The following is a 17,030-nucleotide window of genomic DNA, read 5'->3' as shown; positions in this document are numbered from 1 at the left end:
GAAAGGCCAATACCTTAAGACCAACAACCAACAAGCGCAGAGCAAAAAACCAAGAACCTCAAGCCGCGACCAACATCCCATCCGCGGATCGAACCACGCTAACGGGCCGCGCAGCGAAAGCCTCCCCAATCATAAGCAAACTAGGCTGCGAAGCATCAACCCACCTCTGCGCGTCGCCAGCGGCCAACTCTTCGAGAGTAAGAGAAAGCATGCGCTCACGAGCAGTAGAACAAGCCTCAACAATTGCCACGGGCGTGCCAACCGACCGCCCAGCATCGATCAATTGCTGCGCAATCTCAACCCCACTATCCCGGCCCATATAGAACACAAGAGAATCCGCATTAACCTGCTCGCGAATCTCATCAGATCCAGGCGCCCGACTAAAAGTAGCCAACGCCACACTGCGCGACACACCGCGAAGCGTCAAAGACCGCTTCAAAGAGGCAGCACTCGCCAGCGCAGCAGTAATCCCAGGCACGACCTCATACTCGATGCCAGCAGCCTCCAAAGCCCGCATTTCCTCATCAGCGCGGCCGAACAACATCGGATCCCCACCCTTGAGCCGCACGACAACCTCATGCTCCAAAGCAGCATCCACAATCTGCTTATTGATGAACTGCTGCGCCGTCGACAGCTGCCCACAGCGTTTGCCAACAGCAATCCGCCGCGCATGCGAAGGCGCATAGTCCAACATAGCCGGCTCCACCAGCGCATCATGCAGCACGACATCGGCCAAACCGAGCAGCCGCGCGCCACGCACCGTAATCAGGTCCGCAGCACCCGGCCCTGCGCCGATCAGATAAACCTTACCCATTTGCCTAAACCTGTCCGTTAGGTCGCCAGCACGACGCAATGACGTGCCAAGCACTTAAGCCGAAAACGCCCGAATCATCCCCGCCGCAACAGTATGATGCGTCGCTTCATCGATCAGCACGAACGCACCCGTACCCTGATGCGAGTCATACACATCGCACACCAGCGGCTTCTGCAACGTCAGCGCCACGCGGCCGATATCGTTCATCGTCAGGTCCTTGCGATCGGTCGCTTGCGACAACGTATGCACGTCGAGCACTTCCTTGATCGCACCGATGCGCGCGAACACCGTGTTGGTGGTCTGCTTCAACAGATACTTGCGTTGCGTCGACAGCGGCGTGTCGTCGAACCAGCACAGGTCGGCTTCCAGCTTCTTCGCCGGCTCCGGCGCCGCTTCACGCAGCACGAACGTATCGCCGCGCGACACGTCGACGTCTTCCGCCAAACGGATCGTCACCGTTTGACCAGCAAATGCGCGATCCACCGCAGCCGTGCCGCCGGGCACCGGCGCGATGATTTCGGCAACCGTCGCTTCGCGATTGGCCGGCAACACAACGATCGTATCGCCGAGCTTCACTTCGCCGGCTTCGACACGGCCCATGTAGCCGCGGAAGTCATCAGCCTGGCTGCCGTCCTGACGCGCCACCCACTGCACCGGGAAACGCAGCGCCTGGCCCGTCGGCACTTCCACCGGCAACGCTTCGAGCAGGTCGAGCAGCGGCTCGCCCGCGTACCACGGCATGCTTTCGCTCGCCGTCACGATGTTATCGCCCTTGAGTGCCGACACCGGCACGAAGCGCACATCGCTCAAGCCCAGTTGACGCGCAAGTTCGACATACGCGTCACGAATCTCATTGAAACGCTGCTCGCTGTAATCGACCAGGTCCATCTTGTTGATCGCGACGATCGCGTGCTGCAAACCCAGCAGCTTGACGATCGCGCTATGACGCTTGGTTTGCGGCAGCAGCTGCGCGACGCCATCCACAAACGTCACACGCGTTGCGTCGACCAGAATAATCGCCGCGTGCGCGGTCGACGCGCCCGTCACCATGTTGCGCGTGTACTGCTCGTGGCCCGGCGTGTCGGCGATGATGAACTTGCGCTTCGCGGTAGCGAAGTAACGGTACGCCACGTCGATCGTGATGCCTTGCTCGCGTTCGGCTTCGAGGCCGTCCGTCAGCAGCGACAGATCGATTTCGTCGCCGACGGTACGCTTATTCTTCGCGCGCGACAGAGCCGAGAGCTGATCGCTCAACACAGCCTTGCTGTCGTACAGCAGGCGGCCGATCAGCGTGCTCTTGCCGTCGTCGACGCTGCCCGCAGTGATGAAACGCAGCACGCCGAGGTCTTCTGGTTGGTGAATACCGCTCATGATTGTCTTACCCTCGTCCGTGTGCTTAGAAATAACCTTGCTTCTTACGCTGTTCCATCGCGGCTTCGGAGACCTGATCGTCCATCCGCGTCGCGCCGCGTTCCGTGATTTCGGTCACGGCCGTTTCGGCGATGATCTTCTCCAGATCATCCGCATCGCTTTCCACCGGGCACGTGCAGCTGATATCGCCCACGGTGCGGAAACGCACCAGCGCCGTTTCGCTGGTTTCGCCTTCACGCATCGGCGTGATCGGCGTAACCGGCACGAGCAAGCCATTGCGGCGCACGATCTCGCGTTGATGCGCGTAATAGATCGACGGCAGTTCGAGCTGTTCGCGAGCGATGTACTGCCACACGTCGAGTTCGGTCCAGTTCGAGATCGGGAACACGCGCAGGTGTTCGCCGTTATGCAGACGCGCGTTATACAGGCTCCACAGTTCCGGGCGCTGTGCCTTCGGATCCCATTGACCGAACTCGTCGCGGAACGAGAAGATCCGTTCCTTCGCACGGGCCTTTTCTTCATCGCGGCGCGCGCCGCCGATCAGCGCGGTATAGCCGTACTGTTCGATGGTTTCGAGCAGCGTCACGGCTTGCGCGGCGTTGCGCGAATCCGTTTCACGACGCAGACGCACCGTGCCGCGCTTGATCGAATCTTCCACATGACCGACCACCAGTTCAGCACCGATCTCTTCCGCACGACGATCGCGGAAGTCGATCACTTCTTCGTAGTTGTGGCCCGTGTCGATATGCACGAGCGGGAACGGCAGCACGGTCTTGCGATTCGCGCCGATACCGAAGGCCTTCAGCGCGAGGTGCAGCACCACGACCGAATCCTTGCCGCCCGAAAACAGCAGCGCGGGCTTGCTGCATTCGGCGACCAGTTCGCGCAGGATGTGAATCGACTCGGCTTCGAGCCAGTCGAGGTGATCCATACGGTTTGCCGTGTTGGCGAGCGGTGCGTTCACAGTGGAATCGAGCGTGGTGCTCATGTTTGGGTCCTTCGTTGGTTCGCGTCGCAAGCGGTTGCTCGCGTCGCGGAGGTATTCAAATCGGTATGTGCGGCGTTCGGGCTAAAAACCAAGGCCCGCTCACTCAACCTTCAGGCCTGAGCGTTTGCGTTGCGGTCCACCGCGATCGGCGTAATCGTCGTGATGTGCAGTCCGCATTCCTTCGTATCGCGCGACTCCCACCACCAGCGCCCTGCCCGGCTATCTTCACCGGGACGCACGGCGCGCGTACAAGGCTCGCAGCCGATGCTCGGATAGCCGCGCGCATGCAGCGGATTGACCGGCACGTCGAACGCTTTCAGGTAAGCCCACACTTCGGCCTCGGTCCAGTCGGTCAGCGGATTGAACTTGGCGATATTGCGCGCGGCGTCGTGCTCTTCCGCATGCAGTTCGGCACGCGTCACCGACTGCTCGCGACGCTGGCCCGTGACCCATGCGCTGACATCCGACAGCGCGCGATTCAACGGTTCGACCTTGCGGATTTCGCAGCAGCGCTTGCGCAGATCGACGCTTTCATAGAACGCGTTCAGACCATGCGAGCCGATGTATTCGTCGACCGCGGCAGCTTGCGGATGAAACTGTTCGATGTCATAGCCGTAACGTTCTTTCACGCGATCGAGCATGCCCAGCGTTTCTGCATGCAAACGGCCGGTGTTCAGCGAGAAGATGCCGATCTTCACGCCACGCGAGAGGATCGCATGCGTGAGCAGCATGTCTTCCGCCGCGAGGCTGCTGGCGAGTTTCACATTTTCATGGCGCACGGCGATCGAATCGAGCAGCGCATCGAGGCGCTCGACCTTCGCAGCAAGTTCCGGCGTGAGGGCTTGAACTTCGCTCATGCCGATGCCTTGGCCAGTTCGCCCGCTTCACGGCGGCGGAACAGCGGCGACGAGTTCACCGCGCCCTGATAGTTGAAGCTGAATTCGTCGAAGGCTTTGAGCGCGTCGTCGAAGTCTTTGTCGGCGCGCAACGCGTATGCGTCGAAACCGCAACGGAACATGAACGCGAGTTGATCGCGCAGCACGTCGCCGATCGCGCGCAGTTCGCCCTTGTAGCCATAACGCTCGCGCAGCAGGCGGCCGATGCTATAGCCGCGGCCGTCGCGGAACACCGGGAAGTCCACGCCGATCAGCGCGATCTTGTCGAAGTCGGCGACGATATCCGCCGGTTCGCTATCCGCCGCGAGCCACACGCCGATTTCAGCGGCACCGCGTGAAGCGATCAATGCGTCGCGGGAAGCCTGCCACAACGCGAGCGGCACCAGCACCTTGCCTGCGGGCAATTCGTTCACCGCGGGCAGCGAGCCATCTTCCGCCGGGCGCACGACCGTCCAGTCATCGTTGACGATCGCGCGATTCTTGATGATAGAAGCCATCTGTTCAGTATCCTTTTCGCGGTTACGCGTGAGCCGGTTGACGCGAGGCGTACACACGTTCCTTGAACGGGGTGATGCCGATGCGGTTGTACGTTTCGATGAAGCGCTCGCCTTCGTGGCGGTTTTCCACGAACGTATCGATCACCTTGCTCATCACGTCCGGCATTTCTTCCGCCGAGAACGACGGGCCGATCACGCGGCCGAGATGCGCGCCGGTGGCGCCCGTGCCCTGCTCGCCGCCGAGTGTCACCTGATACCACTCCGAGCCGTCCTTATCGACGCCCAGAATGCCGATGTTGCCGACGTGGTGGTGACCGCACGCGTTGATACAGCCCGAGATGTTCAGCGATACGTCGCCGAGGTCGTACACGTAGTCCAGATCGTTGAAGCGTTCCTGAATGGCCAGTGCGATCGGAATCGACTTCGCATTCGCCAGCGAGCAGAAGTCGCCGCCCGGGCACGCGATGATGTCGGTCAGCAAGCCGATATTCGGCGTCGCGAAACCTTGCGCCTTGGCCTTTTCCCACAGCGCGAACAGGTCGCGCTTCTTCACGTTGGCGAGGATCAGGTTCTGTTCGTGCGATACGCGGATTTCGCCGAGCGAGTACTCGTCGGCCCAATCGGCGACCGCTTCCATCTGCGCATCCGTTGCGTCGCCGGGAGCGATCGTGGTCGGCTTCAAAGACAAGGTGACCGACGAATAGCCCGACACCTTATGCGGACGCACGTTACGCTCGACCCAACGGGCAAACGCACGGTTTTCCAGCAGATGCTTTTCGAACGAAGCGTCCGTGTCGGCGAGCTTTTCGTACACCGGGGGCTGGAAGTACTGCGACACGCGATCCACTTCGGCTTGCGTGAGCGTCGAAGGACCGTCCTTCAGGTGTTGCCATTCTTCTTCGACTTGCGCCGAGAATTTCTCCGGGCTCAACGCCTTCACGAGAATCTTGATGCGCGCCTTGTACATGTTGTCGCGGCGGCCATAGCGGTTGTACACGCGCAGCACGGCTTCGCAGTACGTCAGCAGATGTTGCCAAGGCAAATCTTTGCGGATGATCGCGCCGATGATCGGCGTACGGCCCATGCCGCCGCCGGCCAGAATGTCGGCCACAAGCTCGCCCTGCTCGTTCTTCCTCAGATACACGCCCATGTCGTGAATCTGCACGGCAGCGCGGTCTTCCTTCGAACCCGACACGGCGATCTTGAACTTGCGCGGCAGCCACGCGAATTCCGGGTGGAACGTCGACCATTGACGCAGGATTTCGGCCCACGGACGCGGATCGACCACTTCATCCGGCGCCACGCCGGCGAACTGGTCGGCCGTGATGTTGCGGATACAGTTGCCCGAGGTCTGAATGCCGTGCATCTGCACCGCCGCGAGCTTGCGCAGAATTTCCGGCGTTTCTTCGAGCTTGATCCAGTTGTACTGGATGTTCGAGCGCGTCGAGAAATGGCCGTAGCCGCGGTCGTGTTCACGCGCGATCTGTGCGAGCACGCGCATCTGGTCGCTACGCAGGTTGCCGTACGGAATCGCAATGCGGTGCATGTACGCGTGGCGCTGGTAGTACAGGCCGTTCTGCAGGCGCAGCGGACGAAACTCCTCTTCGCTCAATTCGCCCGACAAGCGGCGGCGAACCTGATCGGCATACTGCGCGACCCGTTCATCGACGATGGTCTGGTCGTACTGATCGTATTGGTACATTCGGGGACCCCAATTTTTTGCAGTGATACACGGCGATCCGGGGGCCGGCTACCCGGTTTCACCGCGCCTTGGATACCTCCGTTTGTCACCCTCTGCTTATGAACGTTTAGACCCATCGCTCATTTGCTTATGACAAATACAGATATCCATATTGAAAAAGATGGACAGATCGTAATAAACTCGCCTTATATTTCAAACGACTAAAAAATTCTTTTGATATGCGGAGAGGTTATATATGAACCTGCACCAATTCCGCTTCGTCCGCGAGGCTGTGCGGCAGAACTTCAACCTGACGGAAGCGGCCAAAGCCCTGTTTACAAGCCAGCCGGGCGTTTCCAAGGCGATCATCGAGCTGGAAGACGAGCTGGGCGTGGAAATCTTCACACGACACGGCAAACGCGTGCGCTCGCTGACCGAGCCGGGACGCATCATTCTGCAGTCGGTCGAGAAGATTCTGCAGGAGGTTGAGAGCCTGAAGCGGGTCGGTAAAGATTACGCGGCGCAGGATCAGGGCAATCTGGTGATCGCCGCCACCCACACGCAGGCGCGCTACTCGCTGCCGGCCGCCATCGCCGAATTCAAGAAGCGCTTTCCCAAGGTTCACCTTTCGATTCTGCAAGGCAGCCCGACTCAGGTCGCCGAAATGGTGCTGCACGATCAGGCCGACCTCTGCATCGCCACCGAGGCGATCTCCAACTATAAGGAACTGGTTTCGCTGCCGTGCTTCCAGTGGCACCACGTTGCGGTGATGCAACCGGATCATCCGCTGCTCGACCGCAAACTTTTGTCGCTGGATGATCTGACCCAGTATCCGCTGATCACTTACGACAACGCGTTCGCCGGCCGCACCAAGATCAACGAGGCGTTCCGCCTGCGCGGGCTGCATCCGGACATCGTGCTGGAAGCGATCGACGCCGACGTGATCAAGACCTATGTGGAATTGGGCCTGGGCGTCGGCATCATGGCGGATATCGCGTTCAACGCCGAGCGCGACCGCCATTTGCGCGCCATGCCGGTCGGCCACCTGTTCGGCAGCAACGTGACGCGGGTCGCGCTGAAACAGGGCGCCTATTTGCGCAGCTATGTGTATACGCTCGTCGAACTGCTGTCGCCGAGCATGAACCGCAAGCTGATCGAACAGGCGCTCAAGGGCGAACACGAAACCTACGAACTTTGATATCACCATCGCTTCTTGCTACGGAGACCTCTCGATGACGTCGTATAAGAAAAAATTCAGCGGCCTCGCCGCTTTTGGTTTTGGCGCGCTCCTGCTCGCCACCGCTGCACACGCCGATATCAAGGTCGGCATCGATCTGTCGAGCACCGGTCCCGCGGCCGTGATCGGCATCACCAGCAAGAACGCGATGCTGATGTGGCCCGCCACGATCGCCGGCCAGAAAGCCGACTACATCTTCCTCGACGACGCCTCCGACCCCGGCGCCGCCGTGCGCAACATCCGCAAGCTGATCAACGAAGACCACGTGGACGTGATCGTCGGCCCGAACATCACGCCGGCCGCAATGGCCGCGCTCGATCCGGTCGCCGAGAGCCAGACGCCGATGATCACGCTGATCGGCTCGGCCAGCGTGGTCGAGCCGCAGGAAGGCAAGAAGGTGTGGGCCTACAAGATGGCGCAGACCGACAGCGCAATGGCCGACGTGATGACGCGCTACATGTCGAACCACAACGTGAAGACGGTGGGCTTCATCGGTTTCGCGGACGGCTACGGCGAAAGCTGGCTCAACGAATTCAGCAAGTTCGCGGCGCTGCGCCATATTCAACTGGTCGCCACCGAGCGGTATAACCGCACCGACGCGAGCGTCACCGGCCAGATTCTGAAGCTGATGGCCGCCAAGCCCGACGCGATCCTGATCGCCGGCGCCGGCACGCCGACCGTGCTGCCGCAACGCACGCTGATCGAGCGCGGCTTCAAAGGCCCGATCTACCAGACGCACGGCATCGCCACGCCGGAGTTCATCAAGCTGGGCGGCAAGGACGTGGAAGGCACGCTGTTCCCGACCCAGCCGGTCGTGGTGGCGCGCACGCTGCCGGCCGATCATCCGGCGAAGAAGGCGGCGCTCGCCTTTACGAACGAATATGAAGCGAAGTACGGCGCGGGCAGCGTGACGCAGTTCGCGGGCGATGCAGCCGGCGTGTACCCGCGCTTGCAGGACGCCGTGGCGCGCGCGCTGAAGACGGCGCAGCCAGGCACGCCGGCCTTCCGAGCCGCGCTGCGTGACGAACTGGAGCATGCGCATGAGTTGGTCGTGCCGAACGGCGTGGTCAACACGAGCCCGAAGGATCACGTGGGGCTGGATCAGCGCGCGAGCGTGATGGGCACTATCAAGAACGGCAAGTTCGTTTATTTGAGCCAGTAAGCCAACTCGCCCACATTCGGCGTTCGTCGTTCTTCCCGATGTTTTGTTCGGGGTGAACCTCCTTACTGGTTCTGATCAGTTCGAACGCCGACAGTCAGGCGCGCGGCGTATTACTGTTAAAGTGGATAGCTTCAATTAGCCGTTTCCCCCACCATGCGCACCACCCGAGCCATCCACGCCGTCGAGCGGTTGAAAACCCGCAGCGGCAATCCGCAGTTCGCCGCGATCAGCCTGTCCGGCGGCCTGTTTTACCTGGTCGACAAATCGAGCGGCACGGACAAGAAGGTCTCCGATCCGCTGACGCTCGACGACTTCGTCAAATTCGTCGACGCTTTCGGGCCGCCGAAGCCACGCAAAGCGAGCAAGCTCGATATCGCGTTCGAAGAGCAACTCAAGAAGAGCAAGGGCGGTTGAGCGACGCGGCGAATCCCACTCTCCCCGCCACGACATACAGCCGCCTCAAGCGCTACGCGCTATCTCGCGCCACTGCCCATCCGCCGCGCTGCTCGCGAGCATGGCGTCGATAAACCGCAGCCCCGCCACACCGTCCTCCACCGTCGTGAGCAACAGGCTTTCGGCGGGCAACGCGCACCCCGCATCCAACGCTTCGATCTGCAACGCCGCGTCTTTGTACAACTGGGCAAACGCCTCCAGATAACCTTCAGGATGTCCCGACGGCACGCGGGTCGCATGGGCCGCAATCGCGCTCGTCACGCGCCCTCGTGTCAGGCGCACAGCCGAACCACCCAATGGCGTGAACCACAATTCATTGGGATGCTCCTGATCGAAGGTCAGACTAGCTTTCGTCCCATACACCCGCAAACGCAAGGCGTTTTCCGCGCCGCTCGCCACCTGGCTCGCCCATAGCATGCCGCGCGCGCCATTCGGATAACGCAGCATCGCCTGCACATGATCGTCGATGCGGCGGCCCGGCACAAAGGTATGCACTTCCGCCGCGAGCGCATTTGGCGTCATACCCGTGACGAACGCAGCAAGGTGATACGCATGCGTGCCGATATCGCCGAGACATCCGGCCGGGCCCGCTAACGCAGGATCCGTGCGCCAGCCCGCCTGCTTGTTCGTGCCGCTCGTTTCGATCGGCTCCGCCAGCCAGTCCTGCGCGTATTCGACCTGCACGACGCGTATCTCGCCCAACTCGCCGCTTTCGATCAACTCGCGGGCATGACGCACCAGCGGATAGCCGGAGTACGTATGCGTCAATGCAAACAACCTGTTCTTCTCGCGAGCCAGCTTCGCCAGCGCCTCGCCTTCCGCCAGCGAGATCGCCAGCGGCTTGTCGCACACAATGTGAATACCGGCTTCGAGAAACGCCGTCGCGACCGGCGCGTGCAGATGATTCGGCGTGACGATCGCCACCGCGTCGATGCCGTCGTCGCGCGCGGCCTCGGCGCGCGCCATCTCGCGCCAGTCCGAATAGCTGCGCGCAATCCCGGCCTCATCGGCACTCGCTTGCGCGCGCTGCGGATCGGACGACAGCGCGCCCGCAACCAGTTCGAAACGGTCGTCGAGCCGTGCCGCGATCCGATGCACCGCGCCGATGAACGCGCCCTGTCCGCCGCCGACCATGCCCAGCCTGAGCCTTCGTTGTGGCATCACCCTCACTCCTTTTGCGATCGCTCGCCGTCAGATGCCGAGCACGCGCTTTAACTGCGCGGCGTCGACGCCGCTGCCGGCGAAATCATCGAATGCATGCTCGGCCACTCGGATGATGTGCCGGCGAATGAACTCCGCGCCTTCGCGTGCGCCATCGTGTGGATGCTTCAGCGCGCATTCCCATTCGAGCACCGCCCAGCCGGGGAAATCGTACTGCGCCATCTTCGAGAAGATCGCGCCGAAATCGATCTGCCCATCGCCGAGCGATCTGAAGCGCCCCGCGCGTTCGACCCAGCCGCTGTAGCCGCCATACACGCCTTGCTTGCCGGTCGGACGAAACTCCGCGTCCTTCACATGGAACGCCTTGATGCGCTCGTGATAAATGTCGATGAACGCAAGGTAGTCGAGCTGCTGCAAAACGAAATGACTCGGGTCGTACAGGATGTTGGCGCGCGCATGCTGCTTCACCGCGTCCAGAAAACGCTCGAAGGTCACGCCGTCGTGCAGGTCCTCACCGGGATGCAGTTCATAGCACACGTCGACGCCGGCGGCGTCGAACGCATCGAGAATGGGCGTCCAGCGGCGCGCGAGTTCATCGAACGCGGCCTCGACCAAACCTGCCGGACGCTGCGGCCACGGATAGAGATACGGCCACGCCAACGCGCCGGAAAACGACACGTGCGTGCTCAACCCCAAACGCTGCGAGGCCTTCGCCGCCAGCTTCATCTGGTCGATCGCCCACTGCGTGCGCGCGGCCGGATCGCCTCGCACATGCGGCGCGGCAAAGCCGTCAAACAAGGTGTCATAGGCCGGATGCACGGCGACGAGTTGCCCTTGCAGATGCGTCGAGAGTTCGGTGATCGTCACGCCCGCGTCGTCCGCGACCTCGCGCAACTCGTCGCAATACGTCTGACTCGCCGCCGCCTGTTCGAGATCGATCAGGCGGCTGTCGCACGGCACCTGAATCCCCTTGAAGCCAAGACCCGCAGCCCACTCGGCAAGATGCGCGAGGTTGTCGAACGGCACCTCGTCGCCCATGAACTGGGCGAGAAAGATCGCCGGCCCTTTGATGGTTTTCATCGTACGGTTCCTCGAACGAGGGCGCGCTCGCCGTGCCGCTGCCGCAGAAAGTCCGGCTCAGGCCCGGTGGCGCGCCCCGGATGCTCAGGTCAGAACGGCGAGTCCGGGAAATAGAACTGCTGCGCGTTTTCCTTCGTGATCAGCACCGACGGAATGATCGTGGTGGCCGGCAGCTTCTCGCCCTTCAGACGCGCTTCGGCGGTGAGCTTGATGGCGTCGTAGATGAACTTCGGCGAGTACGACACGTCGGCCTTGATCATCGGCGCGCCGTCCATCACATTCTTCACCATGCCCTTCGACCCCGCGCCGCCGAACACGATCTTGATGTCCGTGCGCTTGGCCTGCTCGATCGCCTTGATCACGCCGACGGCCATGTCGTCGTCCGCGGCCCAGACGGCGTCGATATGCTTGAAGCGCGTCAGGTAATCCTGCATGACCTTGAAGGCGTCGTCACGATTCCAGTTCGCGTACTTGGCGTCGAGGATCTTGATGTTCGGATACGCCTTCAGCACACCGGTAAACGCGGTCCAGCGTTCGTTGTCGAGCGTCGTCGGAATGCCTCGCAGTGCAACGATATCGCCCTTGCCGTCGAGCGCTTTCGCCAGATACTCGGCGGGAATCTTGCCGAACGCGGTGTTGTCACCGGCCACGTACGCATCCTGCGCGCTGGTGTCGGTCAGGCCGCGATCCACCACCGTCACGTACACGCCCTTCTTCTTCACCTGCGCAACCGGCTGCGTGAGCGAGGCCGATTCGAACGGGAAGATCACGAGCGCATTGATCTTGTTGACCGTCACGAGATCCTGCAACTGGTTCGCCTGTTCGGGCGCGCCGGCCGCGGTCTTGACGATCACTTTCAGATCGGGATGCGCCTTCTCCAGATCAGTCTTGGCCTTGTTCGCCCACCAGACGATGCCGCCCGTGAAGCCGTGATCGGCTGTCGGAATCGCAACGCCCAATATGACTTTTTCATCGGCACGCGCAATATTCGCCGTGCCCAGTATCCCCAACGCCAGCATGCCGGCGCCGACCGCTCGAATGACCTGCTTCATGGTTGTGTCTCCTTTTGTGAGGCGTTCATGCGCCCCGATTTTCAACTCACCGTGATTGCAAATTTGAAGCGCAATTTGAAGCGCCACCGCTACCGCCGTCCACGTTGTACGAACGCGACGAAGATAATCACCACACCCTGCACCGCCGCGTTCAGATACACGCTGATGATGCTGGTCAGATTCAGAATGTTCGCGATCACCGAAAGCAGAATCGCGCCGATCACCGTGCCGATCACGCGGCCTTCGCCGCCCTTGAGCGCGGTGCCGCCGACCACCACCGAGGCGATCGCCTCGAGTTCCCACAGCAAACCGGTCGTCGGCGTGGCCGAGCCGAGCCGCGGCACGTACAACACGGTGGCGACGCCCACGCAGATGCCGAGCAGCACGTACGTGACGATCTTCACGGTATCGACGCGAATCGCCGCATAACGCGCGACCTGTTCATTCGAACCGATCGCCTGCACGTGACGGCCGAACGCGGTGCGGTTGAGAATCAGCGCGCCGCCCGCCGCCACCACGAGGAACACCCAGATCGGCACCGGCACGCCGAACAGGCTCGCGTAATACACCGGGCCGTACAGATCGGATAACGAGTTATCGAGCGTCAGCGCGCCGCCGTCGGCGAGCCAGGTGAGCACCGCGCGAAAGATGCCCAGCGTGCCGAGCGTGACGATGAATGGCTCGATGCGCCCTTTGGTGATCAGCAAGCCGTGCGCACAGCCGAACAGGCTGCCGAGCACCAGCGCGCCCACGATGCCGAGCGTGAGAATCATCAGCGGCGGAAACGAGTGTCCGCCGACGCCCGCCGCGAGTCCGTTCATCAGCCAGATCATGCTGCCCGCGATCAGCGCCGCCATCGAGCCGACCGACAGATCGATGCCGCCCGAAATGATCACGAAGGTCATGCCGACCGCGATGATCCCGATGAACGACGTACGCGTGAGCACGTTCATCATGTTGTCGACAGTGGCGAAATCGCGGTTGAGCAGCGTGCCGATCACGCACAGCGCGATGAGTCCGACGAGCGGCCCGAGCGCATACAGTCGATGCGCGAAGCGCAACGCGCGGCCGGATTGCACGGCTTCAGTGGGTGCCGGTCGCATGGGCGATCAACTCCTCTTCGGTCAGATGTTCGAGCGTGAGCGTGGCTTGCAGGCGTCCTGCGCGCATCACGGCGACGCGGTGGCACAGGCCGATCAGCTCGATCAGTTCGGATGAAATGACGATCACCGCGCGGCCCTGCGCGGCGAGACGATGAATCAGAAAATAGATGTCGCGTTTCGCGCCGACATCGACGCCGCGCGTCGGCTCGTCGAGCACGATCACGTTCGGGTCGGGCTGCAGGAACTTGGCGAGCGCGAGCTTCTGCTGATTGCCGCCGGATAGCATGCGCGCGCGGCTCGACAGGTCGCCGGTGCGGATGCCGAATTCGCTCACGGCTTTGGTCAGCGCGGCGCGTCCCGCTTTCATGTCGAGCAACGGATGCGCGTAACGTTCGAGCGTCATCAGCGTGACGTTGTCCTGCAGGCTCAGGTTCACGTGCAGGCCTTTGCCCTTGCGGTCCTCGCTGAGATACGTGATGCCGTGGCGCATTGCGTCGCGCGGGCTTTTCAGATCGGCGGGACGGCCGGCAACTTCAATGCGGCCCGCCGTGCGCTTGCGCAAACCGATGATCGCTTCGAACGCCTCGGTGCGGCCCGCGCCCACCAGTCCCGCGAAACCGAGCACTTCGCCGGCGCGCACGTCGAAGCTCAGGTCTTCCACCCAATCCGGCACGGCGAGCCCGTCCACCTTCAACGCGAGCGGCGCGTCGGCGGACACGGTGATCTTCTCGGGAAACATGTCCGACAGCTCGCGCCCGACCATCAGGTTCGCCATCTGCTGGCGCGCGAGTCCCGCGGTTTCGCCGCGCGCGACGAAGCGGCCGTCGCGCATCACGATCACCTCGTCGGTGATGCGCTCCACTTCGTCCAGCTTGTGCGAGATGTAGATGATGGTCACGCCGTCGGCCTTGAGCTTCGCCATCAGCGTGAAGAGGCGCTCGGTCTCGGACGGCGTGAGCGTGGCCGTCGGCTCGTCCATGATGAGCAGCCGCGCGCGGCGCGACAGCGCCTTGGCGATCTCCACCATCTGCTTTTCCGCGACGATCAATTCGCGCACCTTCCTGTCTGGCGCTTTTTCCAGACCGACTTGCGCAAGAAAACGCGCGGCCTCGGTATTCATCGCGGCGTCGTCGACGAACCAGCCGCGCTTTTTTTCATGACCGAGATACATGTTCTGCGCGATCGTCAGATGCTCGGCGAGATTGAACTCCTGGTGGATCAGCACGATGCCTTGCGCTTCGGCGTCGCGCGAACCGATGAACTGATGCGCGCGGCCATCGACCAGCAAGGTGCCCGAGGTGGCGGTTTCGTAGCCGGCGAGGATTTTCATCAGCGTGGATTTGCCGGCGCCGTTCTCGCCGAGCAGACCGTAGATGCGCCCCGGCGCCAGCTCGAAGCTCACGCCGTGCAGCACACGCACGGGCCCGAAGTCTTTGCGGATGTCGTCGAAACGGATCGCGAGGCTCATGGTTCAGGCGCTCCCGCGAATCACGAGCCGATGCGGCAGCAGCACGCCCGGCACGTTCGCCAACGGATTGGCGAGCCGCTGCAGCAACAGGCGCGCGGCGGTTTCGCCCAGCTCGCGCATGGGTTGCGCGATGGTGGTGAGCGGCGGATCGATCTGCGCGGCGAGCGAGATATCGTCGAAGCCGACCACCGCGATGTCGTCCGGCACGCGCTTGCCGACGCTGCGCAAGCCGTGGATCACGCCGATCGCGAGCGTATCGGAGACCGCGAAAATCGCGCTCGGCGCCTGCGGCTGATTCATCAGCGTGGCCGCGGCCGACGCGCCCGCTTCATAGTCGAGGCTGTTCAGGTTCATGCGCCAGCGTTCGTCCGGCGTGATGCCCGCTTCGGTCAATGCGTCCAGATAGCCCTGCTGACGCTGCCGCGCATAGAGGTAATCGACATCGGAATTGATGAGGCCGATGCGGCGGTGGCCGCGCGCGAGCAGATGCCGGACGGCGTCGCCCGCGGCGCGGTAGTTGTCGATGCCCACGTACGGCACGCCCATCGCCGGGTCGAACTCGCAGCACGCGACCCACGGCAGCGCGCTGGAGGCCTCGCCGAGCGCCTGCTGGATGGTGGCCGGGTCGAGACAGATGGCACCGTCCGCGCGGCGCCGCCGCAGCAGATCGAAATAGCTGCGCTCGCGGCCCGGATCGGCGCCGGTGTCGCACAGCAGCATGAAGTAGCCGTGCTGGCGCGCCACGCTGTCGATGCCGCGCACGATTTCCGCATAGAAAGGATTGCCCACGTCCGGGACCATGGTCAGCAGCAGCCGGCTCTCGGCGGTGCGCAGGTTGCGCGCGAGTTCGTTGACGCGGTAGCCGCTTGCATCGATGGCGGCCAGCACCTTGTCGCGCGTGGCGGGCCGCACGTTCTCGTGGCCGTTCAGCACGCGCGACACCGTGGCCACCGAGACGCCCGCCTGCTCGGCCACGCCGGCAATCGAAATGCCATCGGCCGCGCCGCGCAACGGCTTGACGCCGGGCTGGGGATGCGCCGCGGACACCGCTGACGGAGCCTTGGTGGACGACGATCTGGACAAGTGAACTCGCCTCAAAAATGTAATCGATTACATTTTTGAGCGATAGACACCGGAAGCGCAAGGACAGATCGCTAGGGATTAACACGGGGGGCGACGTGATCCGGCTGGTGACACGCTCCGGCCTGGCGATGGTCGTGCCCTGCCCGCGAGGGCGCGGATCGGCACCGTCATTTGGTACAATCCCGCAGTTACCCTGACGGGCCTTGCGCGCCGAGTCGCGCTGCGCGGCCGACGTTAGTGGCTGATAGCAAACCCAGCAAAACCCCGCAAAACTCGCCAAACCATACAGCCGAACCCACCATGAACATCGAGCAAGCGCGTTTCAACATGATCGAACAGCAGATCCGCCCCTGGGAAGTGCTCGACCAGGACGTGCTGAATCTGCTCTCGATCGTCAAGCGTGAAAACTTCGTCCCCGCCGTGTATCGCGAGCTGGCCTTCGTCGACTTCGAAGTGCCGCTGCCGGCCGGCCAGCACATGCTGGCCCCGCGTGTCGAAGCGCGCGTGCTGCAGGAACTGGCGGTGAAGAAACACGAAAGCGTGCTCGAAATCGGCGCGGGTTCGGGTTACATGGCCGCGTTGCTCGCGCACCGCGCACAGCACGTGCTGACGGTCGACATCGAACCGGAACTGGCGGAACTGGCGAAAACCAACCTGATCGCCAACGGCGTGCTGAACGCCGAAGTCACCACCGGCGACGCCGCACGCGGCTGGGCCGGCGCAGCGCCGTACGACGTGATCTGCGTGTCGGGCGGCCTGCCGGTGCTGCCGCAGGAAATGCTCGACCATCTGAAAATCGGCGGCCGTCTGGCGGCGTTCGTCGGCACCGCGCCGGTCATGAAGGCGCAGATCATCACGCGTATCGACGAGAAGCAATACCGCATTGCCGACGTGTTCGAAACGTATGTCGAGCCGCTCATCAACGCCGTGCAGCCGTCGCGTTTCAAGTTCTGATTAACACGCTCCGGACGGGCGGCACCCCCG

General features: G+C 62.5%; 16 protein-coding genes. 4 read left to right on the top strand and 12 right to left on the bottom strand.

The genetic code is table 11. From position 1 onward, the window contains the following. Positions 1–58 precede the first annotated feature (58 nt). The 6 genes from cobA to P0D96_RS36060 form a co-directional block, all read right to left on the bottom strand. Positions 59–814 carry a uroporphyrinogen-III C-methyltransferase gene (gene cobA / locus P0D96_RS36085; protein ID WP_408318434.1) on the bottom strand — a complete coding sequence of 252 codons (756 nt, stop codon included), beginning with the start codon at positions 812–814 and terminating at the stop codon, positions 59–61. Between the two features lie 54 nt (positions 815–868). After that, positions 869–2,185 carry a sulfate adenylyltransferase subunit 1 gene (locus tag P0D96_RS36080; RefSeq protein ID WP_116119209.1) on the bottom strand — a complete coding sequence of 439 codons (1,317 nt, stop codon included), beginning with the start codon at positions 2,183–2,185 and terminating at the stop codon, positions 869–871. A gap of 25 nt (positions 2,186–2,210) precedes the next feature. Then, positions 2,211–3,173: a sulfate adenylyltransferase subunit CysD gene (cysD, locus tag P0D96_RS36075; protein ID WP_132375747.1), complete on the bottom strand. Its 963-nt coding sequence runs from the start codon at positions 3,171–3,173 to the stop codon at positions 2,211–2,213. 110 nt (positions 3,174–3,283) lie between these two features. Next, positions 3,284–4,030, bottom strand: a complete 747-nt coding sequence (locus P0D96_RS36070) for a phosphoadenylyl-sulfate reductase (RefSeq protein WP_408318432.1) — start codon at positions 4,028–4,030, stop codon at positions 3,284–3,286. Next, positions 4,027–4,566, bottom strand: coding sequence for a DUF934 domain-containing protein (locus P0D96_RS36065; RefSeq protein WP_132375751.1), 540 nt, complete (start codon positions 4,564–4,566; stop codon positions 4,027–4,029). Before P0D96_RS36065 ends, P0D96_RS36070 begins: the two co-directional genes overlap by 4 nt. Positions 4,567–4,588: 22 nt before the next feature. After that, positions 4,589–6,268, bottom strand: a complete 1,680-nt coding sequence (locus P0D96_RS36060) for a nitrite/sulfite reductase (RefSeq protein ID WP_342960081.1) — start codon at positions 6,266–6,268, stop codon at positions 4,589–4,591. Positions 6,269–6,503: 235 nt separating this feature from the next. On the opposite strand from P0D96_RS36060, the gene P0D96_RS36055 reads away from it, so the two are divergent. The 3 genes from P0D96_RS36055 to P0D96_RS36045 all read left to right on the top strand — a co-directional run bounded on the left by P0D96_RS36055 (position 6,504) and on the right by P0D96_RS36045 (position 9,060). Continuing rightward, positions 6,504–7,445 (top strand): CysB family HTH-type transcriptional regulator, encoded by a 942-nt coding sequence (locus tag P0D96_RS36055; RefSeq protein ID WP_132375752.1) that lies wholly within the window; start codon positions 6,504–6,506, stop codon positions 7,443–7,445. 34 nt (positions 7,446–7,479) lie between these two features. Then, positions 7,480–8,646, top strand: a complete 1,167-nt coding sequence (locus P0D96_RS36050) for an ABC transporter substrate-binding protein (protein WP_132375754.1) — start codon at positions 7,480–7,482, stop codon at positions 8,644–8,646. 153 nt (positions 8,647–8,799) lie between these two features. Further along, the gene (locus P0D96_RS36045; RefSeq protein ID WP_310700318.1) at positions 8,800–9,060 is read left to right on the top strand and encodes a hypothetical protein; all 261 of its coding nucleotides are present in this window, start codon (positions 8,800–8,802) and stop codon (positions 9,058–9,060) included. 45 nt (positions 9,061–9,105) lie between these two features. Here the strand turns inward: P0D96_RS36045 and P0D96_RS36040 are convergent, their stop codons facing one another. The 6 genes from P0D96_RS36040 to P0D96_RS36015 form a co-directional block, all read right to left on the bottom strand. After that, positions 9,106–10,260 (bottom strand): Gfo/Idh/MocA family protein, encoded by a 1,155-nt coding sequence (locus P0D96_RS36040; protein ID WP_408318430.1) that lies wholly within the window; start codon positions 10,258–10,260, stop codon positions 9,106–9,108. Positions 10,261–10,290: 30 nt separating this feature from the next. Beyond that, on the bottom strand, positions 10,291–11,340 hold the full coding sequence (locus P0D96_RS36035; protein ID WP_408283025.1) for a sugar phosphate isomerase/epimerase family protein: 1,050 nt from the start codon (positions 11,338–11,340) through the stop codon (positions 10,291–10,293). 89 nt (positions 11,341–11,429) lie between these two features. Then, positions 11,430–12,392 carry a substrate-binding domain-containing protein gene (locus P0D96_RS36030; RefSeq protein WP_132375760.1) on the bottom strand — a complete coding sequence of 321 codons (963 nt, stop codon included), beginning with the start codon at positions 12,390–12,392 and terminating at the stop codon, positions 11,430–11,432. A gap of 89 nt (positions 12,393–12,481) precedes the next feature. Further along, on the bottom strand, positions 12,482–13,495 hold the full coding sequence (locus tag P0D96_RS36025; RefSeq protein WP_408179433.1) for an ABC transporter permease: 1,014 nt from the start codon (positions 13,493–13,495) through the stop codon (positions 12,482–12,484). After that, on the bottom strand, positions 13,476–14,963 hold the full coding sequence (locus P0D96_RS36020; RefSeq protein WP_408318427.1) for a sugar ABC transporter ATP-binding protein: 1,488 nt from the start codon (positions 14,961–14,963) through the stop codon (positions 13,476–13,478). Before P0D96_RS36020 ends, P0D96_RS36025 begins: the two co-directional genes overlap by 20 nt. Positions 14,964–14,966: 3 nt before the next feature. Then, complete coding sequence (locus P0D96_RS36015) at positions 14,967–16,046, bottom strand: LacI family DNA-binding transcriptional regulator (protein WP_408179430.1); 1,080 nt, start codon at positions 16,044–16,046, stop codon at positions 14,967–14,969. A gap of 300 nt (positions 16,047–16,346) precedes the next feature. On the opposite strand from P0D96_RS36015, the gene P0D96_RS36010 reads away from it, so the two are divergent. Then, the gene (locus tag P0D96_RS36010) at positions 16,347–17,000 is read left to right on the top strand and encodes a protein-L-isoaspartate O-methyltransferase family protein (protein ID WP_132375767.1); all 654 of its coding nucleotides are present in this window, start codon (positions 16,347–16,349) and stop codon (positions 16,998–17,000) included. Positions 17,001–17,030: the final 30 nt, after the last annotated feature.

This window comes from Paraburkholderia sp. RL17-347-BIC-D (assembly GCF_046027915.1).
Lineage (GTDB): Bacteria > Pseudomonadota > Gammaproteobacteria > Burkholderiales > Burkholderiaceae > Paraburkholderia.
Note: the sequence above shows the minus strand (reverse complement) of the source record. Positions and strands in the feature narration are given on the sequence as shown.